Genomic DNA, 26,374 nt, shown 5'->3' with positions numbered 1-26,374 from the left:
GGGGTCAGTCTTTCAGGTTATCGATGTGCACCGGCGGCGTGGCCGCAGCGTCGTGCAGGCCAAACATCCGTTGGTAAAAGTACAGCTCCGCCTCCAGCGTGCGGATGATGTTCTCGCCCTTGCGGAAGCCGTGGCCTTCGCCTTCCAGCGGCACGTAGGCCACCGGCACGCCGCGCTGCTTGAGCGCGTCGACCATCATCTCGGACTGTTGCGGCGGCACGACCTTGTCGTCCAGGCCCTGGAAGAAGATCATCGGGCGTGCCAGCTTGTCGGTGTGGTTGATCGGCGAGCGGGCCTGGTACAGCGCCTCGGCCTGCGGTTGCGGCGCGATCAGGTATTCGTTGTAGTGCGATTCGAATTTGTGCGAGTCCTGGTCCAGGCCCTTCAGGTCCGACACGCCGTAGTAGCTGGCGCCGACCTTGAAGACGTTGTGGAAGGTCAGCGCGCACAAGGTCGTCAAGCCGCCGGCGCTGCCGCCCCGGATGATCAGGCGTTCGCCGTCGGCCAGGCCGCGCTCGACCAGCGCCTGCGCGCCGGCCACGCAATCCTCGACGTCGACGACGCCCCATTGTCCCTTGAGCAGGTCGCGGTAGGCGCGGCCGAAGCCGGTGCTGCCGCCATAGTTCACATCGAGCACGCCGAAGCCGCGGCTGGTCCAGTACTGGGTCTTCAGGTTCAGCGTGTTGACGGTCATGCCGGTCGGGCCGCCGTGGCTGATGACGATCACCGGCGGCTTGCTTCCCTCGGGCGCCGCCACCTCGCGGTTGCGCGGCGGGTAGAAGAAGGCGTGCGCAGTGCGGCCGTTGGCGCTGGCGTAGCTGATGCTGGTGGGGATCGAGAGGTTGTCCTCGTCCGGCAGGTCTTCGATCGATTGCGCCAGGATTTCCACGCCCTCTTCGGTGAAGTCGATGCGCGCCAGTTCCAGCGGGATGGTCGGACCGCCGGCCAGCATCGCGATGTAGCCGGGGCCGACGCGCAGTTCGCGGATTTCCTCGTATGGATTGGCGATCGCCTCCAGCTTGCCGCTGCCCGGCAGCAGGCGCGCCAGCCGGCTCACGCCCTTGACTATATAGGTGCAGATGATTTCCGAGGCCGAGCGGAAGCCGTACATCGAATTGCCGAAGGTCCAGTGCGGCGAGGCGAATTCCGCCTCCATCGGGCACAGGCCCTCGGTGCGCTGGCGGTCGCGGCACAGACGGTACAGGTTCCACCACCCGCTGCGGTCGGAGACGAAGTGCAGCAGGCTGTCCGGCGACCATTCCGGCTGGCAGACCGATTCCTCGGCGCCGCCGGCGATGCGCACCGGAGCGGCCGGCGTGCCGTCGTCTCCCACCTCCGCCAGCCACAGCGTAGTGCCTTGCCACGGCATGCGCGGATGGTCCCAGCTCAACCAGGCCAGCGAGCGGCCGTCCGGCGACAGGCGCGGCGAGGAGTAGAAGTCGGCGCCCTGCGCCAGCACGGTCTCGTCGCCGGTGGCGATGTTGATGGCGCAGATCGTATTGGCCGGCTGGGCGTGCGGATCGTCCCCATGCAGCTCGCGTACGCCGATCAGGCGCCCGTGCGCGCGGTCGACCACAAAGTCGGCAAACCGCTGCTTGCCGGCCCCGGTCACGGCCACCGGAGCCGCGTCATCGTCGACCAGATCAAGTTTGTAGACGCGGTTGTCGGCAAAATGCGAAAAATAGATGGTATCGCCGTCCACCGTATAGGCGCCGCCGCCATATTCGTGTACCCGGCTGCGCACATTGAAGGGCGCCGGCGTCAGTTCGTCGATGATGGCGCCGTGATGGCGCTGCAAGGTGTTGCGGCCTGCCTCGGCGGCGCGGCCGGCCAGCCAGAAGACGTCGCTGCCATCGGCGCCGCCCAGCATCAGCGACGACAAAGGCGTCGCCCCGGCGGCCACGCGCGCGGCGCTGATGGTCGATGGCCAGGCGCCGTAGGGCGCGGTGATGGTGGGTGTGGTGCTCATGACATCTCCAAAGTCGGGTGCTACGCATGATAGAGAATGAACGGACTATCATCCAGCAAAAAAATCCGTGCGGGATGCGATAATAGTCCTTTGACCGATTTTGATTGCCTTCCATGCCACAATTTGCCCCGCTCCAGAATGACACCTTCTTGCGCGCGCTGTTGCGCCAGCCGACGGACCACACGCCGGTGTGGCTGATGCGCCAGGCGGGGCGATATCTGCCGGAATACCGCGCCACGCGCCAGAAGGCTGGCTCCTTCATGGGCCTGGCCACCAATCCCGACTACGCCACCGAGGTGACGCTGCAGCCGCTGGACCGCTTCCCGCTGGACGCCGCCATCCTGTTCTCGGACATCCTGACGGTGCCGGACGCGATGGGCCTGGGCCTGTATTTCGTCGAAGGCGAAGGTCCGAAATTCGAGCGTCCGCTGAAAACCGAGGCCGACGTGCTGGCCCTGCGCGCGCCGGAACTGGGCTCGCTGGACTACGTGTTCAAGGCCGTCACCCAGATCCGCACCGAATTGAACGGTCGCGTGCCGCTGATCGGCTTTTCCGGCAGCCCGTGGACGCTGGCCTGCTACATGGTCGAAGGCCAGGGCTCGCGCGAGTTCCACACCATCAAGAAGATGCTGTACAACCGCCCCGACCTGATGCACCACATCCTGGGCATCAATGCCAAGGCCGTGGCCGAGTACCTGAACGCCCAGATCGACGCCGGCGCCCAGGCGGTGATGGTGTTCGACTCGTGGGGCGGCGCGCTGGCCGACGGCGCCTACCAGGAATTCTCGCTCAAATACATGCAGCAGGTAGTTTCCCTGCTGAAACGTGACAAGGACGGCGTCAAGATTCCGGCCATTGTCTTCACCAAGGGCGGCGGCCAGTGGATCGAGCAGATCGCCGACATCGGCGCCGACGCGGTGGGCCTGGACTGGACCGTCAACCTGACCCAGGCGCGCAAGCTGGTCGGCCACAAGGTCGGCCTGCAGGGCAACCTGGACCCCGCTATCCTGTTCGCCAGCCCGGACCAGATCCGCGCCGAAGTGCATAAGGTGCTGGACGCCTTCGGCAAGCCCGCCGACGGCAACGGACACGTATTTAATTTGGGCCACGGCATTTCGCAGTTCACGCCGCCAGAGAACGTCGCGGCCATGGTCGAAGCTGTTCACAGCTATAGCAAGGCCCAGCGCGCAGCCTGATGTAGTTTGCAAACATGGGGCACGTTTCAGCTGAGACGTGCCCTTTTTCATTGCTGAACGCAGGGAAACAATACCGACTTATGCACAATTTTTTTTGCTGCGGAAATAAAAGGCAGCGCATTTTTCCTAGCCCGGGAGAATCTCGTAAGTGATTGATACTAAACGATAAAATATGAGGTCATAGCGACAATATTTAGCAAGTCGTAAACCTTGACGTCAGAGTGAAAGTAGTTTATTTCGTCATTGTCCACAAAGTTATCCACAAAAACTGTGGATAAAAAATAAAAGTACTTAGTAAACCGTGACTTAGCCATAATGTTGTTGTTTTGCATGAGCTTTATGTTGCGTTGCACGATTTTTGGGCAAAGTTTTACCCTTGATAACGAAGTTGTGAAGGGATAAACCTTGCCGCTGAGGTCTGTATTAAATTTGTTATCAGAAACCGCGTATTGTGCTCTGCGACATCGGTGGATAAGTACCAAAAAATGCTTGATTTCGGCACAAAATAGCATCCTAAATACTTCACTTATGCACAGACGCGGGAAAAAAAAGCGATTTTTCCGTCTCCTAGGAACCGTTTTCCAAGTGATTGATTTTAAAGAGAAATAATTTTGAATTTTGACCCGGTTTACGGCAGCGGCAAGTTGGATCTCCGTGCTTTCCGGGGATTAAGTTTTCTTTGTCCACAAAGTTATCCACAAAAACTGTGGATACTTCAAAGCGCCCCAGTTGTGGCGGTATTTCCGCCGAATTGCCGCATGAATTTTCTACTGTGACAGGATCCATGTCGGGCCTTTTCCACCATTGCATCCTTCAGATTGCGCTTGATACGCCGCTGAACGCGATTTTCGACTACCGCTGGCATTGCGATGCCGCAGAGCAGCCGCAAGTCGGCCAGCTGGCGCTGGTGCCGTTCGGCCGCCGCGAGGTGATGGGGCTGATCGTCGGCGTGGTGGCCGAAACCGATGTGCCGGGGGATAAGTTGAAAGACGCATTGGCCGTGCGCAGCCAACTGGGACCGTTGTCGCCGGAATGGCTGGCGCTGGCCGGCTTTGCCGCCGACTACTACCAGCGTCCGCTGGGCGAGGTGGCGCTGCCGGGCTTGCCCAAGAACCTGCGCGTGCTGACCACGGTGGCGCTGGACCGCGCGTTGAAGAAGCTGGCCAAGCACGACGTGCCGCACGACGGCACGCCGCTGAACATGCCGGTGCTCAACCCGTCGCAGCAGGAAGCGGCGGACGCCATCGGCGGGGCCGAAGGCTTCAAGCCGACGCTACTGTACGGCGTGACCGGCAGCGGCAAGACCGAGGTCTATCTGCAATCCTGCGCGCAGGTGCTGGCGCGCGAACCGGATGCACAGATCCTGATACTGGTGCCGGAAATCAACCTGACGCCCCAGCTGGAGGGCAATATCCGCGCGCGCTTCCCCGGCGTGATGCTGGCGACGCTGCACAGCAGCCTGTCGGAAGGCGAGCGCATGCTGCACTGGCTGGCCGCGCACCAGGGCAAGGCGCGCATCGTGCTCGGCACGCGGCTGGCCATCCTGGCGTCGCTGCCCAAGCTGAAGCTGATCGTCATCGACGAAGAGCACGATCCCTCTTACAAGCAGCAGGAAGGCTTGCGCTATTCGGCGCGCGACCTGGCCGTGTGGCGCGCCTGGCAGCTGGGCATACCGATCGTGCTGGGCTCGGCCACGCCGTCGCTGGAGAGCTGGCACCACGCCCAGTCCGGCCGCTACCGCAAGCTGGAGTTGCGCGAGCGGGCCGTCAAGAACGCGGTGCTGCCGCAAGTCAAGCTGCTGGACATGGAGCGCGACAAGCCCAAGGACGGGCTGACGTCGCACCTGATCGCGGCGATCAGGCAGCGCATGGAGCGCGGCGAACAGTCGCTGCTGTTCCTGAACCGGCGCGGCTATGCGCCGGTGATCTGCTGCGAATCCTGCGGCTGGATCAGCGAATGCACGCGCTGCACCTCGTTCATGGTGCTGCACCGTCCGGAACACCGGCTGCGCTGCCACCATTGCAGCCTGGAGCTGCGCATCCCGCGCCATTGCCCGACCTGCGGCAACGTCGACCTGCAGCCGCTGGGGCGCGGCACGCAGCGCGTGGAGGAAGGCTTGCAGACGCTGTTCCCGGAGGCGCGGGTGCTACGCATCGACGCCGATTCGACCCGCAAGAAGGGCAGCGCGCAGGAAGCCTTCGACACCGTGCACCGGGGCGAGGTCGATATCCTGATCGGCACGCAGATGGTGGCCAAGGGGCATGACTTCAAAAAACTGACGCTCGTCGGCATCCTGAATCCGGACACGGCGCTGTTTTCGCAGGACTACCGCGCCAGCGAGCGCCTGTTTGCGCAGCTGATGCAGGTGGCGGGCCGGGCCGGCCGCGCCGCCCAGACCGAAGGCGGCAGCGCCAGCGAGGTGCTGATCCAGACCCGCTATCCGCAGCATCCGCTGTACGGCGCGGTGGTGCATCACGATTACGACCATTTCGCGTCGGCGCTGCTGGAGGAGCGCGAGCAGGCCGCCCTGCCGCCTTATCTGTTCCAGGCGCTGCTGCGGGCCGAGGCGCCCGAGCTGGCGACGGCCATCGAATTCCTGACCATCGCCCGCGATTGCGTCGAGCATCCGGGCATCACGATCAACGATCCAATACCGATGAGCATGACCCGCGTGCACAACGTCGACCGCGCGCAATTGCTGGTCGAGTCGGCATCGCGGCCCATGCTGCAAGCGTTCCTGAAGGAGTGGCTGCTCACTCTGCGGGAAATGAAGAGCCGCGTGAAGTGGTCGCTGGAAGTCGATCCGCTGGATATTTAAATCAGGAAGCGCTGGGCGGTGGCGACGACCTGCTCGCTGAGCGCGCGGGTGAACGGCGTGTCCAGGTTCCAGGCGTGCCAGTTCAGCGCCACGTCGACATGCCGGCCGGGCGCCAGGTCGACCAGCCGGTCCTCCGCCAGCGCGCGCGACACCTGCATCAGCGGCATTAATCCATAGCCCAGGCTGCCGTAGATGCATTCGCTGGTGGCCGCCGACAGCGGCATCAGGTGGCGCGGATACGGACCCTTCAGGTCCAGCACCTGCTGCAGGAAGCCGGCCATCATGTCCGTATCGCTGGCCACGGCCGGCGCCAGCCGCGCCGCCTCGACGGAAAAACCGTCGCCGAACCAATGGCCGGCAAACACCGGCGTCGCCACGCAGACGTAGCGCATCTTGCCCAGCGGCGTGATGTCCGGGCCGTTGGCGTGCGGGCTGGCGTGCTCCTGGGCGGAGGCCACGCAGCCGAACACGCTGCCTTCCTGCACCAGGTGCAGCGCCATCTCCTGCGCTGCCAGCTGCACGTTCAGCTGGCAGCGCGGCGGCGACAGCAGCGGTTGCAAGCTCATCGGGAACCAGGTCGCCAGGCTGGCGGCATCCACCGCCAGCGCGATCTCCGGCATGCTGACCTTGTTGCCCAGGTCGATATCCAGCGCCGCTTCCATCAGCTTGACGTTGCGGTGGTGCGACACCAGCCGCTGTCCCAGACCGGTCGGCACGGCGGGCTGGCCGCGCACGATCAGCAGGCGGCCGGCGGCATCCTCCAGCGCCTTGATGCGCTGCGATACGGCCGACTGGCTGATGCCCAGCGCCAGTGCGGCCTTTTCGAAGCTGCCCTGGCTGGCAACGGCGTCCAGCACGGCCAGCGCGCGATAGTCCAAGGATCCCATAAGCAACACTTATAAAAATAGAAAACGATAAGCGATACTAATACTGTTTTGCCCGCAAGTAAAACTCGATTGCGCAATCGGAGTAGACTATTCCCTATGAAAACCCTACGAACCGAAGTCGCCGTGATCGGTGCCGGCACGGCCGGCATGACGGCCTACCGCGCCGCCACCACCGGCGGCAAGAAAACGTTGCTGATCGAAGGAAACGTCTACGGCACCACCTGCGCGCGCGTCGGCTGCATGCCGAGCAAGCTGCTGATCGCGGCGGCCGAGGCGGCGCACATGCTGCAGGCGGCGCCGGCGTTCGGCGTGCACCCGGGCGAAGTGCGCATCGATGGCAAGGCCGTCATGGCGCGCGTGCGCAGCGAGCGCGACCGCTTTGTCGGCTTCGTGGTCGAGAGCGTGGACGGCTATCCGGCCGAGGACAAGCTGCACGGCCACGCGCGCTTCCTCAGCCCGACCCAATTGCAGGTCGACGAGCACACGCTGGTCGAGGCCGAGCGTTTCGTCATCGCCACCGGTTCGACGCCCATCGTGCCCGACGAGTGGCGCGCCGCCGGCGAACGCGTGATCACCAGCGACGATGTGTTTTATTGGGACGACTTGCCGGAATCGATCGCCGTGGCCGGCACCGGCGTCATCGGGCTGGAGCTGGGCCAGGCGCTGGCGCGGCTGGGCGTGCGCGTGACCGTGTTCGGACGCGGCGGCAGCGTCGCGCAGCTGACCGATCCGGAAGTGCTGGAGGTGGCGCGCCACGCCATGATGGACGGGCTGGACGTGCGCTTCAAGACCCGCGTGGTGCGCGTCGAGCGCGACGGCGACGGTCTGGCCGTCACCAGCGAGGACGCCAACGGCGAGCAGCGCACCGAACGCTTCAGCTACCTGCTGTCGGCCATCGGCCGGCGGCCGAACGTGCACAAGCTGGGCCTGGAAAACACCGGCCTGGAGCGCGATCACCACGGCATTCCGCTGTACGACAAGCGCACCATGCAATGTGGGCAGAGCGCCATCTTCATCGCCGGCGACGCCGACAACGAGCGTCCGCAATTGCCGGAGGCGGCCGACCAGGGCCGCATCGCCGGCGACAACGCGGCCCGCTACCCGGCGGTCCAGCCCGGCCTGCGCCGCACGCCGCTGACGATCGCCTTCACCGAGCCGCAGATCGCCACGCTGGGCGCCAGCTACGGGGAATTGTGCGTCAGCCACGCCGGCCGCTTCGCCGTCGGCAAGGTGTCGTTCCACAACCAGGGCCGCAGCCGTGTGATGCTGCAAAACAAGGGTCTGCTGCGGGTGTACGCCGAGTACGGCAGCGGCGTTTTCCTGGGCGCCGAGATGGTGGGGCCGCGTGCCGAGCACATCGGCCATCTGCTGTCCTGGGCCTGCCAGGCCGGGTTGACCGTCAGCGCCATGCTGGACATGCCGTTCTACCATCCGGTGGTGGAAGAAGGCGTGCGCACCGCGCTGCGCGACCTGTCGCATCACCTGGCCAACGCGCCGGCGCATGACTGCGCATGCGTCGATAGCACTCCCGCGCCGTAAAACCGCAGGCTGTCAGTTGAGCATCGCGTCCAGGCGGCCTTGCGCGGCCAGGTCGCGCAGCACGCGGATGGTGTCGATGTCCGATTCCTGGTAGGCCGAACGGCGGAATTCATCGTACATCGCGTTGGCGGCGTCGGTCGCCGCGTCGTGGCCGTCTTCGTACTGGAAGCGCACGTACAGCGTGTCGTCGGTCGGCGTTTCGATCGTCATCGTCAGGCTCGATTCGCTGATGTCCTGCTGCGCCGCCACCTGGTAGCGCACCTTGCGCATCGGTTCCAGCAGCACGCGGTCTTCAATGACCAGGTCGCCGTAGCGCAGGCGGCGGCGGAAGCCGTTGTCGCTGCGCTCGTCGATCATGCATTCGTCCAGGTGCGGCACAAACAGCTTCGGCGATTCGGCCCGCAGCACCAGGCCGCTCCACAGCTGCTTGATGCTCAGCGCATCGATCAGCGGGTTGAGTGGATCGTTAATTTCAATTAAATGTTCGAATTTCATAGTACTAACCGTAAAAGCGCGACGCCCCCGGGCGCCAATCCCGCATGGTAACGCAAATGCCGCCCGTGCTTCATGCGGCGCATCAGTACTGCTCCCAGGCGGGATCGGTGCTGAAGCGCCGGGAAAAGAAATCGATGAAGGCGCGGCTCTTGGGCGGCAGGAACTTCCGGTTCAGGTAGACCGCTGAAATCATCGACTCGTCCGACTGGTAGCCGGGCATGATGCGCACCAGTTCCCCGCTGCGCAGTTGCTCGCTAACGTGCCAGGTCGCCAGCAGCGCGATGCCCAGGCCGTCGACGGCGGCGTCGCGCACCGCCAGCCCGCTGTCGCTGCGCAGGCGGCCGCTGACGCGCAGGTTCAATTCCTTGCCGTCCGGGTCGCGCAAATGCCATGGATCCATCGCCTGCATCACCAGGCACTGATGCCGCGTCAGCTCGGATGGATGTTGGGGCGTGCCGTGTTGCTTCAAGTAGGCCGGCGACGCGCACAGCACCGTGCGGCTGCGCGCCAGTGGCCGCATCACCAGGGCCGAGTCGCGCAGCGGGCCGATGCGGATGGCGACGTCGATGCCGTCGGCCGCCAGGTCGTGATGGCTGTCGGCCAGGCGCAGGTCCAGCTGCACTTCGGGATAGCTGCGCAGGAATTCGGCGATCGCCGGCATGATGTGGGCGCGGCCGAAGGTGACCGATGAGGCCACCCGCAGCAGGCCGCGCACCTGCGCGTTGCCGCCGCCGACCGACGCCATCGCCTGCTCGGCGGAATCGAGCAGGACCCGGGCCTGCTCGAGGAAGGCCTCGCCCTCCTGCGTGACGGTGATCTGGCGCGTGGTCCGGTGCAGCAGGCGCGCGCCCAGCTGCGTTTCCAGCTGCGCCATGCGGGCGCTGGAGGCGGCCGGCGACAGGCCGAATTCGCGCCCGGCGGCGGACAGGTTGCGGGTGACGCATACCCGCACAAACAGTGCCACGTCGGTCAGGTCCAGGGCCATTTGATTGTTTTGGTGAAGAATGATTTCATCATTATGCCAATTATCAAACTAAATCAGGCGATCCATACTGCGTCCATCCAAACTTATTCAGAGGAAACGCCATGAAAGCCATCGCCGTCAGCAACACCGCCCTGCAGGACGTGGAAATCGCCGTTCCGGCCGCCACCGGCCGCGATCTGCTGGTCAAGATCGAAGCCATTTCCGTCAATCCGATCGACACCAAGGTGCGCGCCGGCGAAGCGGCCGGCGCCGCCCCGCGCGTGCTGGGCTGGGATGCGGCCGGCACCGTCACCGCCGTCGGCCCGGACGCGACCTTGTTCAAGGTCGGCGACACCGTGTATTACGCCGGCAGCATCGTGCGCCCCGGCGCCAACAGCGAGTTCCACCTGGTCGACGAGCGCATCGTCGGGCGCAAGCCGGCCAGCCTGGACTTCGACCACGCCGCCGCCCTGCCGCTGACCTCGATCACGGCCTGGGAAGCGCTGTTCGACCGGCTGGCCATCCGCCGCGACGGCGGCGATGCCGGCAAGAGCGTGCTGATCATCGGCGGCGCCGGCGGCGTCGGCTCGATCGCCATCCAGCTGGCCAAACAGCTGGCCGGCCTGAAGGTGATCGCCACCGCGTCCCGCCCGGAATCGGCCCAGTGGGTGCGCGAGCTGGGCGCCGACCACGTGATCGACCACAACGGCGACATGGCGGCGCAGCTGCTGGCGCTGGACGTCAATGCCGTCGACTACGTGATGTGCCTGAGCGACACCGATCCGCACTTCGACGCCATCGCGCAGGTGATCGCGCCGCAGGGCAAGGTGGTCGGCATCGTCCACAACACCGCGCCGCTGGACATGGACAAGCTGTTCGCCAAGAGCGTGACCTGGGTCTGGGAAATGATGTTTGCCCGCTCGATGTTCGGCACGCCGGACATGGTCGAACAGCACAAGCTGCTCAACGAAGTGGCGGCGCTGATCGACGCCGGCCAGCTGAAAACCACCCTGGGCGAGGTCTACGGCAAGATCCGCGCCGCCAACCTGCGCCGCGCGCACGAGGCGCTGGAAGGCCGCCGCACCATCGGCAAGATCGTGCTGTCCGGATTCTGAGCGGCGGCGCTGCTACAATGGCTGATTGTTCCTCAGCCATTTTCCCAGCCATAGCGCCCCTCGATGTCCAAAGCACCACAATTCGGCCTTAACGTACCGCAGAGCGAAGCGGTGACCTACCTGGACGGCCCCTGCCTGGTGCTGGCCGGCGCCGGCTCGGGCAAGACGCGCGTGATCACGCAGAAAATCGCCCACCTGATCGAGGACCGCGGCTACGATCCGCGCACCATCGCCGCGCTGACCTTCACCAACAAGGCGGCGCTGGAGATGCAGGAGCGGATCGCCAAGCTGCTCAAGCAGCCCCGGCAGGCCAAGCAGCTGACCGTCTCCACCTTCCACTCGCTGGGCGTCAAGATCCTGCGCCAGGAAGCCAACGGCGTCGGCCTCAAGGACCGCTTTTCCATCATGGACAGCGACGATTGCGGCTCGCTGATCCAGGACCTGGCCATCACCACCGACAAGCAGGTGGTGCGCCGCATCCAGACCGACATCTCGCTGTGGAAGAACGGCCTGGTCGATCCGATGATCGCGCTGCAGCAGGCCAAGGACGAGGACGAGGCGCAGTCGGCCCGCATCTACGCCAGCTACGTGGCCACGCTGTCGGCCTACCAGGCGGTGGACTTCGACGACCTGATCCGGCTGCCGGTGGAACTGTTCCGCAACAACGAGCCGATCCGCGACAAGTGGCAGCGCCGCCTGCGCTACCTGCTGATGGACGAGTACCAGGACACCAACACCTGCCAGTACGAGCTGGTCAAGCTGATGGTGACGGGCATCGGCAAGAAGCCGATGTTCACCGCCGTGGGCGACGACGACCAGGCGATCTATGCCTGGCGCGGCGCCTCGGTGGAAAACCTGAAGACGCTGCAGACCGACTTCCCCGACCTGCAGGTGATCAAGCTGGAGCAGAACTACCGCTCCACCACGCGCATCCTGCAGGCGGCCAATGCGGTGATCGGCAACAACCCGAAGCTGTTCGAGAAATCGCTGTGGTCGGAACACGGCCTGGGCGAGCCGATCAACGTGCTCGGCATGGCCAACGACGATCAGGAAGCCGAGCAGGTGGCGATCATGATTTCGGCCGACCATTTCCAGCGCAAGAACAAGTGGTCCGACTACGCCATCCTGTATCGCGGCAACCACCAGGCGCGCATCATCGAGCAGGCGCTGCGCAAGGAACGGATACCGTACACCATCTCCGGCGGCCAGAGTTTCTTCGACAAGGCCGAGATCAAGGACATCATTTCCTACCTGCGCCTGCTGGCCAACACCGACGACGACCCGGCCTTCATCCGCGCGGTGACCACGCCGCGCCGCGGCGTCGGCCAGTCGACCCTGGAAACGCTGGGCACCTTTTCCGGTCAATGGCAGTGCTCGCTGTTCGAGGCGGTGTTCAAGGGCGGCATCGAAGGCTTGCTGAACGACCGCCAGCTGCTGCCGCTACGCGAGTTTTGCAACTTTATCAACAACCTCGAGGCGCGCGCCAGCCGGCCCGGCCCGAGCGGCAGCGGCGACAACGCGGCGCAGGTGCTGGATGACCTGCTGGAGGCGATCAACTACGAATCTTTCCTCTACGATATGTTCGACGAGCGCGCCGCCCAGGGTAAGTGGCAGAACGTGCTGGAGTTCACCAACTGGCTCAAGGAGCGCGGCCGTGGCGGCAAGGACCGCGACAGCGAGGAAAAGAACGTGCTGGAGCTGACGCAGATGGTGGCGCTGATGTCCATGCTTGAAGGCCAGGACGAGGATCCGGACGCGGTGCGCATGTCGACCCTGCACGCGTCGAAGGGGCTGGAGTATCCGCACGTGTTCCTGGTCGGCGTCGAGGAAGGCATCCTGCCGCACAAGGGCGATCCCGACGCGCCGGCCGAAACCATCGCCGCCCGCGTGCAGGAAGAGCGGCGCCTGATGTATGTCGGCATCACGCGCGCGCAGCGCACCCTGCAGATCACCTGGTGCAAGAAGCGTAAGCGCGCCGGCGAGCAGGTGCATTGCGATCCGTCGCGCTTCATCAAGGAGATGGAGCTCGACGTCGGCACCGCCGTGCCGATGGAATCGGAAGTGATCTCGCCGAAGGAGCGGCTGGCACGGATGAAGGAACTTTTAGCCACACCGAAAGCATAAGCGCGTGCGGCGCTGCCGCTATGTGCTAGCATCGGTTCGGGCCGATCCGGCTCGATTTCATCGGAGGTGACCTTGCGTACTCGATTTTTCGCTGCTCTCATGCTGGCCTGCGCGCTGCTGCCATCGGCGCAAGCGGCCGAATTTGCCACCAAGCCGGAAGCCGAGGCCATGGTGCAGAAGGCCCTCAAATTCCTGAAGGCCAACGGCAAGGAAAAAACCTATGCTGAAATCGACAAGAAGGATGGCTCGTTCACCGACCGCGACCTGTACCTGACGGTCTACGGCCTCGACGGCGTGGTGCGCGCGCATGGCGCCAACGCCAAGATGATCGGCAAGAATCTGATGGAAATTAAGGACGTCGACGGCAAGGCCTTCGTCAAGGAGCGGGTCGAGCTGGCGAAGAAAAAGCAGCCGTTCTGGCAGGACTATAAATTCACCAACCCGGTCAGCGGCAAGATCGAGCCGAAGTCCATGTATTGCGTGCCCGAGGACGACATGGTGGTCTGCGGCGGGGTGTACCTGAAGTAAGCTGAAGCAAGGGCGGTACAATGCATGCTTTCCAGCAGGGAGCATGCCGTGGGCACCACCGAAGACCGCTTTATCGATATCGAAATCAAACTGGCGCACCAGGAGCACCTGGTGGAGTCGCTGAACCAGCGCGTCTACGAGCAGCAGCAACAGATCGACAAGCTGGAGCAGATGTGCGCGGCGCTGGTCCAGCACGTGCGCGACCAGGCCCAGAGCGGTGGCGGCGGCGCCCTCGCGCACGAGCCGCCGCCGCACTACTGATTCACTGCTGGTTCAGGCCAGCACCGCGCGCAGCGCTTCCACCACCATCGCGTGGTCTTCCGCCTGGCGCATGCCGGAGACGGTGACCGTGCCGATGATGCCGGTGTCCTTGATGGTGATCGGGAAGGCGCCGCCGTTGGCCGCGTAGTCCACCGGGTCCAGGTACTTGATCTCGTCGAAGGCCACGCCGCGATGTTTGTGGTCGATGCCGATGTAGAACGAGCAGCGGCCGAAGCGCGCCACCACATTGTTCTTGCGGCGTATCCAGTCGGCCTGGTCGGCCGACGCGCCCTGCATCGCGTGATGGAACAGGACCTTGCTGTTGACGGTGATATTGACCGTGATGGCCTTGCCCTGCCGCCTGGCCAGCTCGATCACCTTCAAGCCCAGCGCCAGCGCGGTATCGCTGTCGAAGGCGGCAAATTGCAATTCTTTTTCCTGCTGCGCAAGGGTTTCCAGCAGTTCCGCGTAATTTTCCATCGATGTTCCTGTGTGGGTGACAAGCTGCGAGTTTAGCCGACCACGTGCCTGGTACGCTATACTGCTCCGTTGCGAGCCGCATTCCGCCTGACCTTTCAAGCCATCCATGCATATCGACGTATCCTCCCTGCTCTTCGTCATGACGCTGAACATGCTGGTGATGGCGGCCGCCTTGCCGTATTTTATGGGACGGGTCAACCAGACGGCGCACCGCGCCCAGGCCGGCATCCTGATGCAGACGGCCGGCTGGGTACTGCTGCTGCTGTCGAGCCAGTTCCCGCCCCAATCGCTGATGGATCGTTTGCTGTCGACGCTGTCGATGGCCTGCATCGCCGGCGGCATGGCGCTCAACGCCGCCGCCTTCGACCTGTGGTGCGGCCGCGCCGCGACCGCGCGCGCGCCGGCGGTGATCGCCGCGCTGCTGACGGTCGGCTATGGCGTCGGCTTCAGCAGTTACGCCTTCCGCGTCGGCTGGTCGAACGGCTTGCTGACGCTGCAGATGGCGACGGTGGTCTACGCGCTGTGCCGCGCGCCGCAGGTGCCGGTCGGGCGCTGGCGCTGGCTGCTGGTGATCTCGCTGCTGGCGCAGATGGTGGTGACCGCCTGGCGCGGCGTGCTGGGCGCCTTCTACACCGCCGATTTTCCGAACTTCTTCGCGCCGCACCTGGTCAACCTGGTGTTCGCGCTGGTGGCCAACGTGACGGTGGTGCTGTCGTTGGCGGCCATCCTGCTGGCGCACCGCGACGAGGCCGCGCGCGAACTGCAGCGGCTGGCCACGGTCGACGGCCTGACCGGCGCCCTGAACCGCCGCGCCTGGCTGGAACGGGCCACAGCCGACCTGGCCATCGGCGCGCGCTACCAGAATCCGGTCGGCGTGCTGATGCTGGACCTGGACTACTTCAAGCTCATCAACGACAAGCGCGGCCATGATGCCGGCGACCGCGCGCTGCGCGTGTTCGCACAGGCGCTGCAGGCGGTCAGCCGCACCGGCGACATGGTCGGCCGCTACGGCGGCGAAGAGTTTTGCGTGCTGCTCAACCATGCCGATGCGGCCGCCGTGCTGGCCTACGACCTGCGCTTGCGCCGCTGGCTGGCGGCCAACGCCATGCCGCAACTGGGCTTCGAACTGTCCTACAGCGCCGGCTTCGCGATGCGCGCGGCCGGCGCCGACACCATCGAAGCGATGCTGTCGCGCGCCGACGTCGCGCTGTACCGCGCCAAGGCGCTTGGACGCGGCTGCACCCTCGATGCGCAGGACGTGCAGCCGGAGCTGGCCGGACTGGCCTAGTGGTTACCGTCCACTAGCGGAAGGCGAAGCCGCCGCGCGCGGCCCGGCGGTCGGCCGTCTCCTGCCAGATGTGGGTCAGGCCCGTGTTTGGCTGCAGGCCCAGTTCACCCTTGGCATAGGCGGCGCTGAGGCGTCGCATCGCCGGCTCGAAGTCCAGGCCCGCCGCCTTCTCGTACAGCGATGCCGCCAGCGCCAAATTCTTTTCGACACCGAGGCCCGCCTCGTACAACGCCGCCAGGCGATGCATGCCGTCCGCGTTGCCATGGTCGGCGGCGGCTTGGTACAGGCCGGCGGCCTTGACCACGTCCTTCTCCACGCCCTGGCCGTGTTCGTACAGGCCGCCCAGCGCCGCCTGGGCCGCGCCGTTGCCCTGCGCCACGGCACGCACATACCAGTCGCGGGCGCTGGCATAGTCCTGCGCCACGCCGCTGCCGGTTTCGTAGGCATAGCCCAGGTTGTTCTGCCCCATGGCGTTGCCGTGCTCGGCCGCCACGCGTTGCCAGGACACGCCTTCGACCGGATCGGCGGCGACGCGCACGCCATGCGTCAGCGCCAGGCCAAGGCGGATCTGCGACGGCACGTCGCCGCCCTGCGCCGCGCGACGCAGGTGCTTGATGCCTTCCTCGTCGTTGATCGGCACGCCGCGCCCGGTCAGGTACATCATGGCCAGGTCGCCGTCGGCGGCGGCGTTGTGCTTGTCCGACGCGCGCTGCAGCCACAGTTGCGCCTGCTGAGTGTCCTGCGCCACGCCATAGCCGTACAGGTAGTAGCGGCCCAGGTTGGCTTGCCCCCAGGTATTGCCGCCTTCCGCCGCCTTGCGGTACCAGCCGGCCGCTTCGGCGTAGTCCTGCTTGACGCCGCGGCCGTTGCCGTACAAGACGCCGAGATTGTTTTCCGCCGCGTGGTTGCCTTGGGCCGCAGCCTTGCGGTACCAGTCCATCGCCATCGCGTAGTCGCGCGGCACGCCGGTGCCCGATTCGTGCAGCGACCCCAGTTTCAACTGCGCGGCGGAGAGGCCTCCCTCGGCGGCTTTCCGCACCCAGACCGCCGCTTCGTTGTGGTCCTGCGGCGCATTGGTGCCGGTCGACAGGCGGTGGGCCAGTTCAAACTGGGCCTGCGCCAGGCCCTCGTCCAGCGTCACGCGGAACGTGGCCAGGCTGACCGCCTGGTTGGGGGCGCCATTGCTGTAGGCTTTGGCCAGCAGGTACAGCGCTTCCGGATCGCCGGCCAGCGCGGTGGCGCGGTACTGGTCCACCTCCTGCTGATTGACCTTCACCTTGGCCGGGCCTTCGATGGTCCAGACATATTGCATCTGCATCCAGGCGCTGGCGGCGCGGCCGTCGACGGTCCCGGGCTTGAAATGGCAGCGGCGCAGGCCGTTTATCGCCGCCTCGTCCAGCAAGGGGAAGCCGCTGGACCTGGTGACCTTGGAATCGCCAATGGAACCGTCGGCGTCGATCAGGAAGGCCAGCGTCACCGTGCCGGTCTGTTCCTTGCGCAGCGCTTCCTTGGGCCACTCGGGCTTGGCGCAGGTGGAGAAATCGGCGACGGCCGCCGTGCGCTCGACTCCGGCGGCACTCAGGCCGAACGATGCGGAAATGCCCAGCGCGGCGGCCAGCAGCCGCAAAGGAGTCGTGGAACGGGGCATGGCGTATCCTTAATGTTTCAAATTTGAAAACGGTAGAATAGGGTGAAATTATTTATTTGTCTATTACGGCCAAGACAGGTTGTCGGTGTTCTGGGCGAGCGGCAAGGCGTGATATCCTGAAGTGGTCATCAAGATAGTCAGCAGGGAAACCATGGAAACCGTTACCTTAGCCGAGGCCAAAGCCCAATTGAGCCGCCTGATTGCTCTTGTGGAGGCGGGTGGAGAAGTCACGATCACCAAGCGCGGCCGTCCGGTGGCTCAAATCGTGGCGAGCAAGTCTGTTCCGCAGCAATTTCCTACCCTCGATGAATTAAGGGCGCGCCTTCCCCATCAGGATGAGTCGGCGGGCGATTTTATCCGGCGGCTCCGGGATACCGATCGCTACTGATGCGATACGTGGACACCAGCGTCCTGATCGCCTATCTGACACCAGAAGCCGACAGCGCTGTCGCGAAAGCCTTCATGCTGAGTGTAGGGGAGCCTCTGGCCATCAGCAGTTGGTCCGAGCTCGAATTGCTATCGGCTCTGGGAGTAAAGTTGCGCACAAAGCAGTTGACTGATGCGCAGGCGAAGGATGTCATCGATGTCTACATGCGGTTGGTATCGCCGCAATTTCGCCGTCTTGCAGTGCTTGATGCCGACCATCGCAATGCCGCGTTACTGCTTAGCGGCTGGCAAACGGCGCTGCGCGCTGGTGACGCGTTACACCTTGCCATCGCTGCAGGTCATGGCGCAACAGTGTTCACGCTGGATAATGGCATGGCCCTCGCAGGTAATATTCTAGGAATTTCCGTCAACCTGCTCTAGATGGGCAAAGATATGCTGACGTTAAGTGTCGATTTTTACTGTCCTCGTTCGTCGTAGCATACAGAGGGTGGTCCTCTACTTTTCAGGAGATTAATCATGACGACGAATACTGTTCAACTGCACCGCGTTCTCAAATCTACGCCGGAGCGTGTGTACCGCGCCTTCCTGGACGCCGACGCCATGGCCAAATGGCTGCCGCCAAATGGCTTCACCGGCAAGGTGCATCAAATGGATGCGAAGGTCGGCGGCAGCTATCGGATGTCGTTCACCAACTTCACTACCGGCGGCGGCCACTCCTTCGGCGGCGAATATCTGGAACTGGTGCCGAATGAGCGCCTGCGTTACACCGCCGTATTCGACGACCTGAACCTGCCGGGCACGATGCAGACGACGGTGACGCTGCGGGCAGTGTTCTGCGGCGTCGAGCTGAAGGTTGTGCAGGAAGGCATACCGGAGGTCATTCCTGCGGAGATGTGCTATCTCGGCTGGCAGGAGTCGCTGGTTTTGCTGGGCCAGCTGGTCGAGGCCGAGATTCGCGAATGATACTTTTCGCCGAGTCAGTTGCGCGGCTTTCCTGATGCTTGCGAGGACGTGGTGCTACGATCTCATGACCATCCAGATAGTAATGAGGTTCCCTGCACACGTTTTCTTTGGCCGAAGCGAAAGCGCAGCTAAGCAAGCTGATCGAGTTGGTGGAAGGCGGTGAGCAGGTGACGATCACCAAGCGTGGAAAAGCGGTCGCCAAGATCGTAAAAAGCTATCCGCCGTGCCAGCATGTTCCAAGCTTGGCCGAACACCGGGCAGGCATTCGTTATTTGGGCGAGCCGGCAGCCGAATTCATACGCAAAATGCGCGATTCGGACCGCTTCTGATGCGGTATGTCGATGACAACGACCATCGTATGGCGGCGCATATGTTGGATGGATGGCAGACCGGCCTTCGCGCCGGCGACGCACTGCATTTGGCGCTGGTCCAGGAATATCAAGCCGAACTGTGGACCTTCGATCGAAACATGTCTAAGGCTGCCTCGCATTTCGGCCTTCGATGCCAGCTTTTGCGCAGCTAGGAGGCTGGTCAATCGGGACGCCAAATCGGCCTCGCGCGAACAGGCGATGCATCCACACTTGAATTGAACCGGCAGCGTCGTTATGCTGGCCTACATTTCCACGGGGGAGTAAACATGGGCAAGGGTAGGCTTGAGGCATTCAGCGATGGCGTCATCGCCATCATCATCACCATCATGGTGCTGGAGCTGAAGGTGCCACATGGAGCGGACTGGGCGGCGCTGCAGCCTTTGTGGCCGGTGTTCCTCAGCTACGTGCTGAGCTTTGTCTACGTTGGCATTTACTGGAACAACCACCATCACCTGATCCACACCGTCGGCCAGGTCACCGGCGGTGCGCTGTGGGGCAATCTGCATCTGCTGTTCTGGCTGTCGCTGGTGCCGTTCGTCACGGGCTGGATGGGCGAGAACCATTTCGCCGCCGTGCCGCTGGCCTGCTATGGCTTTGTGTTGTTGATGTCCAGCGTCGCCTACCTTGTTCTGGCAAGGTGCCTGGCGTCGAACAACGAGGCGGTGAAGGTCGCGCTGGGCAAGGATCGCAAGGGCAAGCTCTCCACATTGCTGTACGCGGCAGGCATCGCGGTGTCGTGCGTGCAACCGATGGCGGGCTTCGCGATCTACGTTGTGGTTGCCGCGATCTGGTTCATCCCCGACCGTCGATTTGAACGGCGTTAATTTAGCGCTTGTTCGTAGTTCGACTGGCCTCGGACGGATATCTTTAGCCCAAATAGCACCAGCCCGCCGAACGAGGCGATGACAATCAGAAGGACGGACGTGCGCAACGTCTCGAGATATGGCGCCGTTTCAGACCACATCATCCAGGGACGCGCGGTCGTTGGCGAACATATCGAGAAATTGTGCGCGCCAAGGTGCGGTTTTGTAGAATTTAGCTCGCGTGGTGAGTAGCAATTCCCCGTTTTCCGACCTGCCGGGGTATAGCTTCAATTTACCTCGAAGTTCCGGATCGGATTTCATGGTCCGCACGAAGGTACGTTCGTCGATTCCTATCGCTTCTGCAAGATCTTGGATGGTCCTGGCAAGATAGTTGGGATCTTCCAGTGCGGCGAGAATTTGTGGCCTGAGCTTTTCCAGTTCCTCGTGATTGATCGCGTTCATCAGATTTCCTCCTGACAATCCATGTACTCTACGTCGCGCGTTACTTAGCCTCTTTGACGCGCCTCATAATCCTACGCCGAAGTCCCGCCCAGCGCTTTCTGTTTGGCCTTGCTCAGCGACTCCACCGCGCGGCGGTACGAGCCGGCCACCAGTTCGGCCAGGTAGTCGGCCGGGAACTGGCTGACGTCGACGATGGTCACCCAGTGAAAGCGGCCCATGTAGCGGGCCGGTTTCACGCCCGGCATGTCGGTCAGCTCCAGGAAGCGGTCCGGCGTGACGCGCACGCTGAAACGCCATCGCTCCGGCTCGCTGGTCTTGAAATACGCGAAGGTCTTGTCCTCGACCTTGTAGACCAGGATGTTCGACGGCTCGCCATGCAGCGTCTCCACGGCGCCGGGAAATTGCAGGCAATGGCGTTTCAGTTGTTGGGTATTCATTTCTACGGTCGATTGTTGCGTCGGGACGTCAGCATAGCTGTAAAATTACTAACAATACAGAGCTTTCTTCGGAAAACCGTCTTGCTTTCCGATCAAGTGCAGTGCAGCATTTTTTGCCAGTGACTACCGCCATATCACCCTGATATGATCTTGCGCTTCCATGCTGCGCTTCGCCGCGTCAGCATTTTTCCTTGGCGTTTATTGAAAGATGCAACCATGTCCCGTCCTCAAATGCTAGTCATCGCGGCCGCTCTCGGCCTGGCGTTTTCCCAGACTGTACTCGCGGCGCCGGCCGCCTCGCTGGCCGGCAATCCGCTGGCCGCCGCCAGCACGCTGCCGTTCCACTACCCGGCGTTTGACAAGATCAAGGACGAGCACTTCCTGCCGGCCTTCGCCGAGGGCATGCGCATCCAGCTGAAGGAAATCGACGCCATCGCCAACAACAAGAAGCCGGCCACGTTCGACAACACCATCGTCGCGATGGAAAAATCCGGCGCGCTGCTGACCCGCGTGCAAACCACCTTCAGCAACCTGCAAGGCGCCAACACCAACGACAAGCTGGACGCCATCGACAGCGAAATGTCGCCGAAGCTGGCCGCCCACAACGATACGATCTTCCTCAACGCCAAGCTGTTTGCCCGCGTCCAGTCGCTGTACGACAAGCGCGACACGCTCAAGCTCGACGCCGAGTCCAAGCACCTGCTGGAACGCTATCACACCGATTTCGTCCGCGCCGGCGCCAAGCTGTCGGCCGCCGACAAGGAAAAACTGAAGGCCATCAACGGCACCATCGCCACGCTGCAAACCACCTTCACCCAGAACGTGCTGAAGGAAACCAACGCTTCGGCGCTGGTGGTCGACACCCGCGCCGAACTGGCAGGCATGAGCGACGCCGCCATCGATGCTGCCGCGGCAGCCGCCAAAGCCAAGGGCATGGACGGCAAGTTCCTGGTCGCCGTGGTCAACACCAGCGGCCAGCCGCCGCTGGCCGTGCTGACCGATCGCGCCGTGCGCGAAAAGCTGATGGCCCTGTCGCTGGCGCGCGGCAGCCACGGCGGCGAATTCGACAACCGCGACGTGGTGCTGAAGATCGCCAAGGCGCGCGCCGAGAAAGCCGCGTTGCTGGGCTACGCCAACTTCGCCGCCTACTCGCTGGAAGACCAGACCGCGCACGACACGGCCGCCGTCAACAAGCTGTTGAGCGAGCTGGCCAAGCCGGCCGTCAACAACGCCAGGAAAGAAGCGGCCGACCTGCAAGCGGTGGTCGATGCGGAAAAAGGCGGCTTCCAGATCGATGCGGCCGACTGGGCCTTCTACACCGACAAGGTGCGCGCGCAGCGCTTCTCGCTGGACGAGAACCAGCTCAAGCCCTACTTTGAACTGAACAACGTGCTGACCAATGGCGTGTTCTACGCCGCAGGCAAGCTGTACGGCCTGTCGTTCAAGGAGCGCAAGGACCTGCCGGTGTACAACCCGGACGTGCGCGTGTTCGACGTGTTCGACGCCGACGGCAAGCAGCTGGCGATCTTCCTGGCCGACATGTACGCCCGCAGCAACAAGCAGGGCGGGGCATGGATGAACGAGTACATCTCGCAATCGTCGCTGCTGGGCACGCATTCGGTGGTGGCCAACCACCTCAACATTCCCAAGCCGCCCGCAGGCGAGCCGACCTTGCTGACCTACGACGAAGTGAAGACCGCCTTCCACGAGTTCGGCCATGCGCTGCACGGCATGTTCTCGAACGTGAAGTATCCGCGCTTCTCCGGCACCAACGTGCCGCGCGACTTCGTCGAGTATCCATCGCAGGTCAACGAGATGTGGGCCGTGTGGCCGGAAGTGCTGGCCAACTACGCCAAGCACTACAAGACCGGCGCGCCGATGCCGAAGGAGTTGCTGGACAAGGTCATCGCCACCAAGAAATTCAACCAGGGCTTCCTGACCACCGAGTACCTGTCGGCCTCGCTGCTGGACCAGCGCTGGCACCAGCTGACGCCGGCGCAGATCCCGACCGACGTGCTGGGCTTTGAAGCGCAATCGCTGAAGGACATGGGCGTCGATTTCGCGCCGGTGCCGCCGCGCTACCGCACCACCTATTTCTCGCACAGCTTCTCCGGCGGTTACTCGGCCGGCTACTACGCCTACCTGTGGTCGGAAAAACTGGACGCCGACACCGTCGAATGGTTCAAGGAAAAAGGCGGCCTGAAGCGTGAAAACGGCGACTGGTTCCGCGCCAAGCTGCTGTCGCGCGGCGGCACCGACGACGCCATGAACCTGTTCCGCAACTTCCGCGGCCGCGACGCCGTCATCGAACCGCTGCTGGAACGCCGCGGCCTGACCGGGAAATAAATCCATGAACCAGACCAATATCTTCATCGCGACCGCCGTGGCGGCCATTTGCGGCAGCGCTTACGCGGCCGAACCGGCATCGATGCTGCCGGCCAGCAATCCGTTCGCCATGGTCAGCCCGCTGCAGTGGGGCTATCCGCAGTTCGACAAGATCAAGAACGAAGACTACGCGCCGGCCTTCGCCGAAGGCATGCGCATCAACGCCGCCGAGATCGAGGCCATCGCCAACAATCCGAAACCGGCCACCTTCGACAACACCATCGTCGCGCTGGAAAAGTCCGGCCAGCTGCTGTCGCGCGTGTCGACCGTGTTCTTCAGCCTGTCCGGCGCCAACACCAACGACACGTTCAAGGCGCTGGAGCGCGAGCTGTCGCCCAAGCTGTCGGCGCACAGCGACGCGATCCGCCTCAACGCCAAGCTGTATGCGCGCATCAAGTCGCTGTACGACAAGCGCGACAAGCTGCATCTGGACGCCGAGTCGAAATACCTGCTGCAGCGCTACAACACCGACTTCGTGCGCGCCGGCGCCAAACTGTCCGACGCCGACAAGGAAAAACTGAAGGCGATGAACGGCGAGCTGGCCAAGCTGCAGACCAGCTTCGCGCAGAACGTGCTGGAAGAAGCCAACGCCTCTGCGCTGATCGTCGACACCCGCGAAGAGCTGGCCGGCATGTCGGACAAGGCGATCGACGCCGCCGCCGCCGTCGCCAAGACGCGCGGCCTGGAAGGCAAGTTCGCCATCCCCGTCGTCAACACCACCGGCCAGGCCAACCTGGCGGTGCTGACCAACCGCGCCGTGCGCGAACGCCTGATGGCCGCCTCGCTGGCGCGCGGCAGCCACGGCGGCAAGTTCGACAACACGGACGTCGTGCTGAAGCTGGCCAAGCTGCGCGCGGAAAAAGCGGCGCTGCTGGGCTATCCCAACTTCGCCGCCTACTCGCTGGAAGACCAGACCGCGCAAACGCCGGAAGCGGTCAACAAGATGCTGTCCGAGTTCGCCCGCCCGGCGGTCGCCAACGCGAAGAAGGAAGGCGCCGAGATCCAGCAGGTGATCGACAAGGAAAACGGCGGCTTCCAGTTGGCCGCCCAGGACTGGTCGTTCTACAGCGACAAGGTGCGCGCCGAGCGCTTCAATTTCGACCAGAACCAGCTCAAGCCCTACTTCGAACTGAACAACGTGCTGACCAACGGCGTCTTCTTCGCCGCCAACAAGGTCTACGGCCTGACGTTCAAGGAACGCAAGGACTTGCCGGTCTACGATCCGGACGTGCGCGTGTGGGACGTGTTCGATGCCGACGGCAAGCAACTGGCCATCTTCATCGGCGACTACTACGCCCGCAGCAACAAGCGCGGCGGCGCCTGGATGAATGCCTACGTGTCGCAGTCCAAGCTGATGGGCACGCATCCGATCATCGCCAACCACCTGAACATTCCGAAGCCGAACGCCGGCGAGCCGACGCTGCTGACCTACGACGAGCTGCGCACCGCCTTCCACGAGTTCGGTCATGCGCTGCACGGCATGTTCTCCAACGTGAACTATCCGCGCTTCTCCGGCACCCGCGTGCCGCGCGATTTCGTCGAGTTCCCGTCGCAGGTCAACGAGATGTGGTCGGTGTGGCCTGAAGTGCTGGCCAATTACGCCAAACACTACCAGACCGGCGCGGCCATGCCGCAGGAGCTGCTGGACAAGGTGATCGCGTCGAAGAAATTCAACGAGGGCTTCCGCACCACCGAGTACCTGGCCGCCTCCATGCTGGACCAGAAATGGCACCAGCTGGGCGCGTCGCAGATCCCGACCGACCTGCTGGGCTTTGAGGCGGCATCGCTGAAGGCGGCCGGCGTCGACTACGCGCCGGTGCCGCCGCGCTACCGCACGACCTACTTCTCGCACGTGTTCTCGGGCGGCTACTCGGCCGGCTACTACGGCTACCTGTGGTCGGAAAAGCTCGACGCGGATACCGTCAACTGGTTCAACGAGCACGGCGGCATGCTGCGCAAGAACGGCGACTGGTTCCGCAAGATGCTGCTGTCGCGCGGCGGCACCATGGATGCGATGGACATGTACCGCAAGTTCCGCGGCCGCGATGCCACCATCGAGCCGCTGCTGGAGCGCCGCGGCCTGACTGAGAAGTAAGCAAGGTTGAGCAACGAACAAGATGCCGGACTCGATTTGTGTAAGAATCGAGTCCGGCATCTTTTTTTATGAGTAAGATAGAAGACATGAGCAACGAACTGCACGGCGTAACGCTGGAAGCCATCGTCACCCGTTTGCACGCGCATTACGGTTGGGACCAGCTGGGCCAGCGGATCGACATCAATTGTTTCATCAGCGATCCCAGCATCAAGTCCAGCCTGAAATTCTTGCGCAAGACACCGTGGGCCAGAGCCAGAGTCGAAGAACTCTACGTGGCCACGAAATTTACCGACTAGGGGACTAATATGGACAGCAATCTGAAGGAATCACTGAGCTCCCTGCGCAGCAACCTGGCCAGCGCCGGTCCGATCGACGACGAGTTGAAGGATTTGCTGACGCAGCTGGACGGCGACATCAAGCTGCTGCTGGAGCGGCGCGCGGCCGAAGCCGAACCGGGCCCGAGCACCACCTACGGCCTAGCCGAGCGCACCCAGGAAATCTCCGCCAAGTTCGCGGCACAGCATCCGCAACTGGAGCCGGCCCTGCGCGAGCTGGGCAATATCCTGTCTAGCATGGGGATTTAAAGCGGAGGAAGGACCCGGGGAACCTAAGTCCCCGGGCAGCCGGCGTTACGGAAACGCCAGCATCGGCGGTTCCATACCGCCAAAGCTGATTTCGGGATGACGCTTGGCGATCATCTCTTCGATTTCTTCAACGCGCCGCACCGGCACGTCCACGATCAACAGTACCTGGCCCTGCGCGATGCGGTCGGCAAACTGGCGCAGCCGCGTGTTCGGCACGGCCGCCGCGTTCATGCCGGAGGCCCAGCCGCCGAACAGCGCCCCGCCCAGGGTCACCAGCAGGATGGCCGCCGTGCGCAAGGTCATGCCGTCGACCGGGAACATGGTCAGGAACACGCCCGCGCCGAGACCGACTATCGCGCCGATCACCACCCCCAGCTGGGCGCCGTGCACCAGGTCGGTCTTTTGCACGAAGCTGACGTCCGGCATGTCGTCGGGCAGCGCATCCCTGGCCATGAAGCGCATGTGGCCGATTTCGATCCGGGCCAGCAGCAACTCGTCCAGCATGGAACGGGCGCTTTGGATGTTGGGCAGCATGAAATAAAGTCGGCGTCGCATGATGGTCTCCCTGCGGTGGT

28 protein-coding genes are annotated in these 26,374 nt (G+C 63.6%); 18 read left to right on the top strand and 10 right to left on the bottom strand.

Annotation, left to right across the window (positions count from 1 at the left end; all coding sequences use genetic code 11):
- Positions 1-4 precede the first annotated feature (4 nt).
- A complete protein-coding gene (locus ACSQ3S_RS00855) occupies positions 5-1,969 on the bottom strand; it encodes a prolyl oligopeptidase family serine peptidase (protein WP_436141333.1) in 1,965 nt (654 codons plus the stop codon).
- Positions 1,970-2,082: 113 nt separating this feature from the next.
- Between ACSQ3S_RS00855 and hemE the strand changes: the two genes are divergently transcribed.
- On the top strand, positions 2,083-3,165 hold the full coding sequence (hemE, locus tag ACSQ3S_RS00850; protein ID WP_353401606.1) for a uroporphyrinogen decarboxylase: 1,083 nt from the start codon (positions 2,083-2,085) through the stop codon (positions 3,163-3,165).
- Between the two features lie 567 nt (positions 3,166-3,732).
- Here the strand turns inward: hemE and ACSQ3S_RS00845 are convergent.
- Positions 3,733-3,951 (bottom strand): hypothetical protein, encoded by a 219-nt coding sequence (locus ACSQ3S_RS00845; RefSeq protein ID WP_176653384.1) that lies wholly within the window; start codon positions 3,949-3,951, stop codon positions 3,733-3,735.
- Here ACSQ3S_RS00845 and ACSQ3S_RS00840 point away from each other — a divergent pair.
- The gene (locus tag ACSQ3S_RS00840; RefSeq protein WP_436141332.1) at positions 3,950-5,983 is read left to right on the top strand and encodes a primosomal protein N'; all 2,034 of its coding nucleotides are present in this window, start codon (positions 3,950-3,952) and stop codon (positions 5,981-5,983) included. The genes ACSQ3S_RS00845 and ACSQ3S_RS00840 overlap by 2 nt on opposite strands.
- Here ACSQ3S_RS00840 and ACSQ3S_RS00835 read toward each other — a convergent pair.
- Positions 5,980-6,870, bottom strand: a complete 891-nt coding sequence (locus ACSQ3S_RS00835; RefSeq protein ID WP_436141331.1) for an ArgP/LysG family DNA-binding transcriptional regulator — start codon at positions 6,868-6,870, stop codon at positions 5,980-5,982. The two genes, ACSQ3S_RS00840 and ACSQ3S_RS00835, sit on opposite strands and share 4 nt — an antisense overlap.
- A gap of 96 nt (positions 6,871-6,966) precedes the next feature.
- Between ACSQ3S_RS00835 and ACSQ3S_RS00830 the strand changes: the two genes are divergently transcribed.
- Entirely contained in the window at positions 6,967-8,409 is a 1,443-nt protein-coding gene (locus tag ACSQ3S_RS00830; protein ID WP_436141330.1) for a dihydrolipoyl dehydrogenase, read from the top strand.
- A 12-nt stretch (positions 8,410-8,421) separates the two neighbouring features.
- Here the strand turns inward: ACSQ3S_RS00830 and ACSQ3S_RS00825 are convergent, their stop codons facing one another.
- Together ACSQ3S_RS00825 and ACSQ3S_RS00820 are read right to left on the bottom strand one after the other, a co-directional pair.
- Positions 8,422-8,904: an SRPBCC family protein gene (locus ACSQ3S_RS00825; protein WP_176653388.1), complete on the bottom strand. Its 483-nt coding sequence runs from the start codon at positions 8,902-8,904 to the stop codon at positions 8,422-8,424.
- Positions 8,905-8,986: 82 nt separating this feature from the next.
- A complete protein-coding gene (locus ACSQ3S_RS00820; protein ID WP_436141329.1) occupies positions 8,987-9,889 on the bottom strand; it encodes a LysR family transcriptional regulator in 903 nt (300 codons plus the stop codon).
- A gap of 101 nt (positions 9,890-9,990) precedes the next feature.
- On the opposite strand from ACSQ3S_RS00820, the gene ACSQ3S_RS00815 reads away from it, so the two are divergent.
- The 4 genes from ACSQ3S_RS00815 (at position 9,991) to ACSQ3S_RS00800 (ending at position 13,896) form a co-directional block, all read left to right on the top strand.
- Positions 9,991-10,983 (top strand): zinc-binding alcohol dehydrogenase family protein, encoded by a 993-nt coding sequence (locus ACSQ3S_RS00815; RefSeq protein ID WP_436141328.1) that lies wholly within the window; start codon positions 9,991-9,993, stop codon positions 10,981-10,983.
- A gap of 63 nt (positions 10,984-11,046) precedes the next feature.
- On the top strand, positions 11,047-13,107 hold the full coding sequence (locus ACSQ3S_RS00810) for a UvrD-helicase domain-containing protein (protein ID WP_176653391.1): 2,061 nt from the start codon (positions 11,047-11,049) through the stop codon (positions 13,105-13,107).
- 72 nt (positions 13,108-13,179) lie between these two features.
- Positions 13,180-13,635, top strand: coding sequence for a cache domain-containing protein (locus ACSQ3S_RS00805; RefSeq protein WP_436141327.1), 456 nt, complete (start codon positions 13,180-13,182; stop codon positions 13,633-13,635).
- Positions 13,636-13,683: 48 nt separating this feature from the next.
- Entirely contained in the window at positions 13,684-13,896 is a 213-nt protein-coding gene (locus ACSQ3S_RS00800) for a SlyX family protein (RefSeq protein ID WP_176653392.1), read from the top strand.
- A 12-nt stretch (positions 13,897-13,908) separates the two neighbouring features.
- Here the strand turns inward: ACSQ3S_RS00800 and ACSQ3S_RS00795 are convergent, their stop codons facing one another.
- A complete protein-coding gene (locus ACSQ3S_RS00795) occupies positions 13,909-14,376 on the bottom strand; it encodes a heme-degrading domain-containing protein (RefSeq protein ID WP_436141326.1) in 468 nt (155 codons plus the stop codon).
- 106 nt (positions 14,377-14,482) lie between these two features.
- Here ACSQ3S_RS00795 and ACSQ3S_RS00790 point away from each other — a divergent pair, with 106 nt between their 5' ends.
- Complete coding sequence (locus tag ACSQ3S_RS00790; RefSeq protein WP_436141325.1) at positions 14,483-15,664, top strand: GGDEF domain-containing protein; 1,182 nt, start codon at positions 14,483-14,485, stop codon at positions 15,662-15,664.
- A 13-nt stretch (positions 15,665-15,677) separates the two neighbouring features.
- Here the strand turns inward: ACSQ3S_RS00790 and ACSQ3S_RS00785 are convergent, their stop codons facing one another.
- Entirely contained in the window at positions 15,678-17,312 is a 1,635-nt protein-coding gene (locus tag ACSQ3S_RS00785) for a TonB family protein (RefSeq protein WP_436141324.1), read from the bottom strand.
- A 151-nt stretch (positions 17,313-17,463) separates the two neighbouring features.
- Here ACSQ3S_RS00785 and ACSQ3S_RS00780 point away from each other — a divergent pair, with 151 nt between their 5' ends.
- From ACSQ3S_RS00780 to ACSQ3S_RS00755, 6 genes are all read left to right on the top strand, one after another.
- Positions 17,464-17,700, top strand: coding sequence for a type II toxin-antitoxin system Phd/YefM family antitoxin (locus ACSQ3S_RS00780; RefSeq protein ID WP_176653395.1), 237 nt, complete (start codon positions 17,464-17,466; stop codon positions 17,698-17,700).
- 8 nt (positions 17,701-17,708) lie between these two features.
- Positions 17,709-18,119, top strand: coding sequence for a type II toxin-antitoxin system VapC family toxin (locus ACSQ3S_RS00775; RefSeq protein ID WP_436141323.1), 411 nt, complete (start codon positions 17,709-17,711; stop codon positions 18,117-18,119).
- Positions 18,120-18,215: 96 nt separating this feature from the next.
- Positions 18,216-18,662: an SRPBCC family protein gene (locus ACSQ3S_RS00770; RefSeq protein ID WP_436141322.1), complete on the top strand. Its 447-nt coding sequence runs from the start codon at positions 18,216-18,218 to the stop codon at positions 18,660-18,662.
- 107 nt (positions 18,663-18,769) lie between these two features.
- The gene (locus tag ACSQ3S_RS00765) at positions 18,770-18,991 is read left to right on the top strand and encodes a type II toxin-antitoxin system Phd/YefM family antitoxin (protein ID WP_436141321.1); all 222 of its coding nucleotides are present in this window, start codon (positions 18,770-18,772) and stop codon (positions 18,989-18,991) included.
- A complete protein-coding gene (locus tag ACSQ3S_RS00760; protein WP_436141320.1) occupies positions 18,991-19,185 on the top strand; it encodes a hypothetical protein in 195 nt (64 codons plus the stop codon). The genes ACSQ3S_RS00765 and ACSQ3S_RS00760 overlap by 1 nt, the downstream gene beginning before the upstream one ends.
- Before the next feature lie 114 nt (positions 19,186-19,299).
- Entirely contained in the window at positions 19,300-19,857 is a 558-nt protein-coding gene (locus ACSQ3S_RS00755; RefSeq protein WP_176653399.1) for a TMEM175 family protein, read from the top strand.
- Positions 19,858-19,986: 129 nt separating this feature from the next.
- On the opposite strand, the gene ACSQ3S_RS00750 is transcribed toward ACSQ3S_RS00755, so the two are convergent.
- Positions 19,987-20,298: a hypothetical protein gene (locus ACSQ3S_RS00750; protein WP_176653400.1), complete on the bottom strand. Its 312-nt coding sequence runs from the start codon at positions 20,296-20,298 to the stop codon at positions 19,987-19,989.
- A 71-nt stretch (positions 20,299-20,369) separates the two neighbouring features.
- Positions 20,370-20,735: an MmcQ/YjbR family DNA-binding protein gene (locus ACSQ3S_RS00745; protein WP_353401576.1), complete on the bottom strand. Its 366-nt coding sequence runs from the start codon at positions 20,733-20,735 to the stop codon at positions 20,370-20,372.
- 216 nt (positions 20,736-20,951) lie between these two features.
- Between ACSQ3S_RS00745 and ACSQ3S_RS00740 the strand changes: the two genes are divergently transcribed.
- From ACSQ3S_RS00740 to ACSQ3S_RS00725, 4 genes are all read left to right on the top strand, one after another.
- Positions 20,952-23,081, top strand: a complete 2,130-nt coding sequence (locus tag ACSQ3S_RS00740; protein WP_413447745.1) for a M3 family metallopeptidase — start codon at positions 20,952-20,954, stop codon at positions 23,079-23,081.
- 4 nt (positions 23,082-23,085) lie between these two features.
- Positions 23,086-25,215, top strand: a complete 2,130-nt coding sequence (locus ACSQ3S_RS00735) for a M3 family metallopeptidase (RefSeq protein WP_436141319.1) — start codon at positions 23,086-23,088, stop codon at positions 25,213-25,215.
- Positions 25,216-25,301: 86 nt separating this feature from the next.
- Complete coding sequence (locus tag ACSQ3S_RS00730) at positions 25,302-25,511, top strand: VF530 family DNA-binding protein (protein WP_176653403.1); 210 nt, start codon at positions 25,302-25,304, stop codon at positions 25,509-25,511.
- Positions 25,512-25,520: 9 nt separating this feature from the next.
- The gene (locus tag ACSQ3S_RS00725) at positions 25,521-25,799 is read left to right on the top strand and encodes a DUF4404 family protein (RefSeq protein ID WP_176653404.1); all 279 of its coding nucleotides are present in this window, start codon (positions 25,521-25,523) and stop codon (positions 25,797-25,799) included.
- A gap of 45 nt (positions 25,800-25,844) precedes the next feature.
- Here ACSQ3S_RS00725 and ACSQ3S_RS00720 read toward each other — a convergent pair whose 3' ends face one another.
- Entirely contained in the window at positions 25,845-26,354 is a 510-nt protein-coding gene (locus ACSQ3S_RS00720) for a DUF1269 domain-containing protein (RefSeq protein ID WP_353401570.1), read from the bottom strand.
- Positions 26,355-26,374 lie beyond the last annotated feature (20 nt).

The sequence above is a fragment of the Duganella sp. LjRoot269 genome (genome assembly GCF_964254095.1).
GTDB classification, from domain to species: domain Bacteria; phylum Pseudomonadota; class Gammaproteobacteria; order Burkholderiales; family Burkholderiaceae_D; genus Rugamonas; species Rugamonas hordei.
This window is presented reverse-complemented; position numbering and strand designations above follow the sequence as displayed.

Bases quoted from the DNA above. Each gene is read 5' to 3' on its own strand.
- ACSQ3S_RS00815 (WP_436141328.1), top strand. From the start codon at position 9,991: ATGAAAGCCATCGCCGTCAGCAACACCGCCCTGCAGGACGTGGAAATC.
- ACSQ3S_RS00730 (WP_176653403.1), top strand. From the start codon at position 25,302: ATGAGCAACGAACTGCACGGCGTAACGCTGGAAGCCATCGTCACCCGT.
- ACSQ3S_RS00750 (WP_176653400.1), bottom strand. From the start codon at position 20,298: ATGAACGCGATCAATCACGAGGAACTGGAAAAGCTCAGGCCACAAATT.
- ACSQ3S_RS00780 (WP_176653395.1), top strand. From the start codon at position 17,464: ATGGAAACCGTTACCTTAGCCGAGGCCAAAGCCCAATTGAGCCGCCTG.
- ACSQ3S_RS00790 (WP_436141325.1), top strand. From the start codon at position 14,483: ATGCATATCGACGTATCCTCCCTGCTCTTCGTCATGACGCTGAACATG.
- ACSQ3S_RS00720 (WP_353401570.1), bottom strand. From the start codon at position 26,354: ATGCGACGCCGACTTTATTTCATGCTGCCCAACATCCAAAGCGCCCGT.
- ACSQ3S_RS00825 (WP_176653388.1), bottom strand. From the start codon at position 8,904: ATGAAATTCGAACATTTAATTGAAATTAACGATCCACTCAACCCGCTG.
- ACSQ3S_RS00760 (WP_436141320.1), top strand. From the start codon at position 18,991: ATGCGGTATGTCGATGACAACGACCATCGTATGGCGGCGCATATGTTG.
- ACSQ3S_RS00725 (WP_176653404.1), top strand. From the start codon at position 25,521: ATGGACAGCAATCTGAAGGAATCACTGAGCTCCCTGCGCAGCAACCTG.
- ACSQ3S_RS00745 (WP_353401576.1), bottom strand. From the start codon at position 20,735: ATGAATACCCAACAACTGAAACGCCATTGCCTGCAATTTCCCGGCGCC.
- ACSQ3S_RS00810 (WP_176653391.1), top strand. From the start codon at position 11,047: ATGTCCAAAGCACCACAATTCGGCCTTAACGTACCGCAGAGCGAAGCG.
- ACSQ3S_RS00755 (WP_176653399.1), top strand. From the start codon at position 19,300: ATGGGCAAGGGTAGGCTTGAGGCATTCAGCGATGGCGTCATCGCCATC.
- ACSQ3S_RS00855 (WP_436141333.1), bottom strand. From the start codon at position 1,969: ATGAGCACCACACCCACCATCACCGCGCCCTACGGCGCCTGGCCATCG.
- ACSQ3S_RS00835 (WP_436141331.1), bottom strand. From the start codon at position 6,870: ATGGGATCCTTGGACTATCGCGCGCTGGCCGTGCTGGACGCCGTTGCC.
- ACSQ3S_RS00740 (WP_413447745.1), top strand. From the start codon at position 20,952: ATGTCCCGTCCTCAAATGCTAGTCATCGCGGCCGCTCTCGGCCTGGCG.
- ACSQ3S_RS00840 (WP_436141332.1), top strand. From the start codon at position 3,950: ATGTCGGGCCTTTTCCACCATTGCATCCTTCAGATTGCGCTTGATACG.
- ACSQ3S_RS00820 (WP_436141329.1), bottom strand. From the start codon at position 9,889: ATGGCCCTGGACCTGACCGACGTGGCACTGTTTGTGCGGGTATGCGTC.
- ACSQ3S_RS00795 (WP_436141326.1), bottom strand. From the start codon at position 14,376: ATGGAAAATTACGCGGAACTGCTGGAAACCCTTGCGCAGCAGGAAAAA.
- ACSQ3S_RS00770 (WP_436141322.1), top strand. From the start codon at position 18,216: ATGACGACGAATACTGTTCAACTGCACCGCGTTCTCAAATCTACGCCG.
- ACSQ3S_RS00830 (WP_436141330.1), top strand. From the start codon at position 6,967: ATGAAAACCCTACGAACCGAAGTCGCCGTGATCGGTGCCGGCACGGCC.
- ACSQ3S_RS00845 (WP_176653384.1), bottom strand. From the start codon at position 3,951: ATGGATCCTGTCACAGTAGAAAATTCATGCGGCAATTCGGCGGAAATA.
- ACSQ3S_RS00735 (WP_436141319.1), top strand. From the start codon at position 23,086: ATGAACCAGACCAATATCTTCATCGCGACCGCCGTGGCGGCCATTTGC.
- ACSQ3S_RS00785 (WP_436141324.1), bottom strand. From the start codon at position 17,312: ATGCCCCGTTCCACGACTCCTTTGCGGCTGCTGGCCGCCGCGCTGGGC.
- hemE (WP_353401606.1), top strand. From the start codon at position 2,083: ATGCCACAATTTGCCCCGCTCCAGAATGACACCTTCTTGCGCGCGCTG.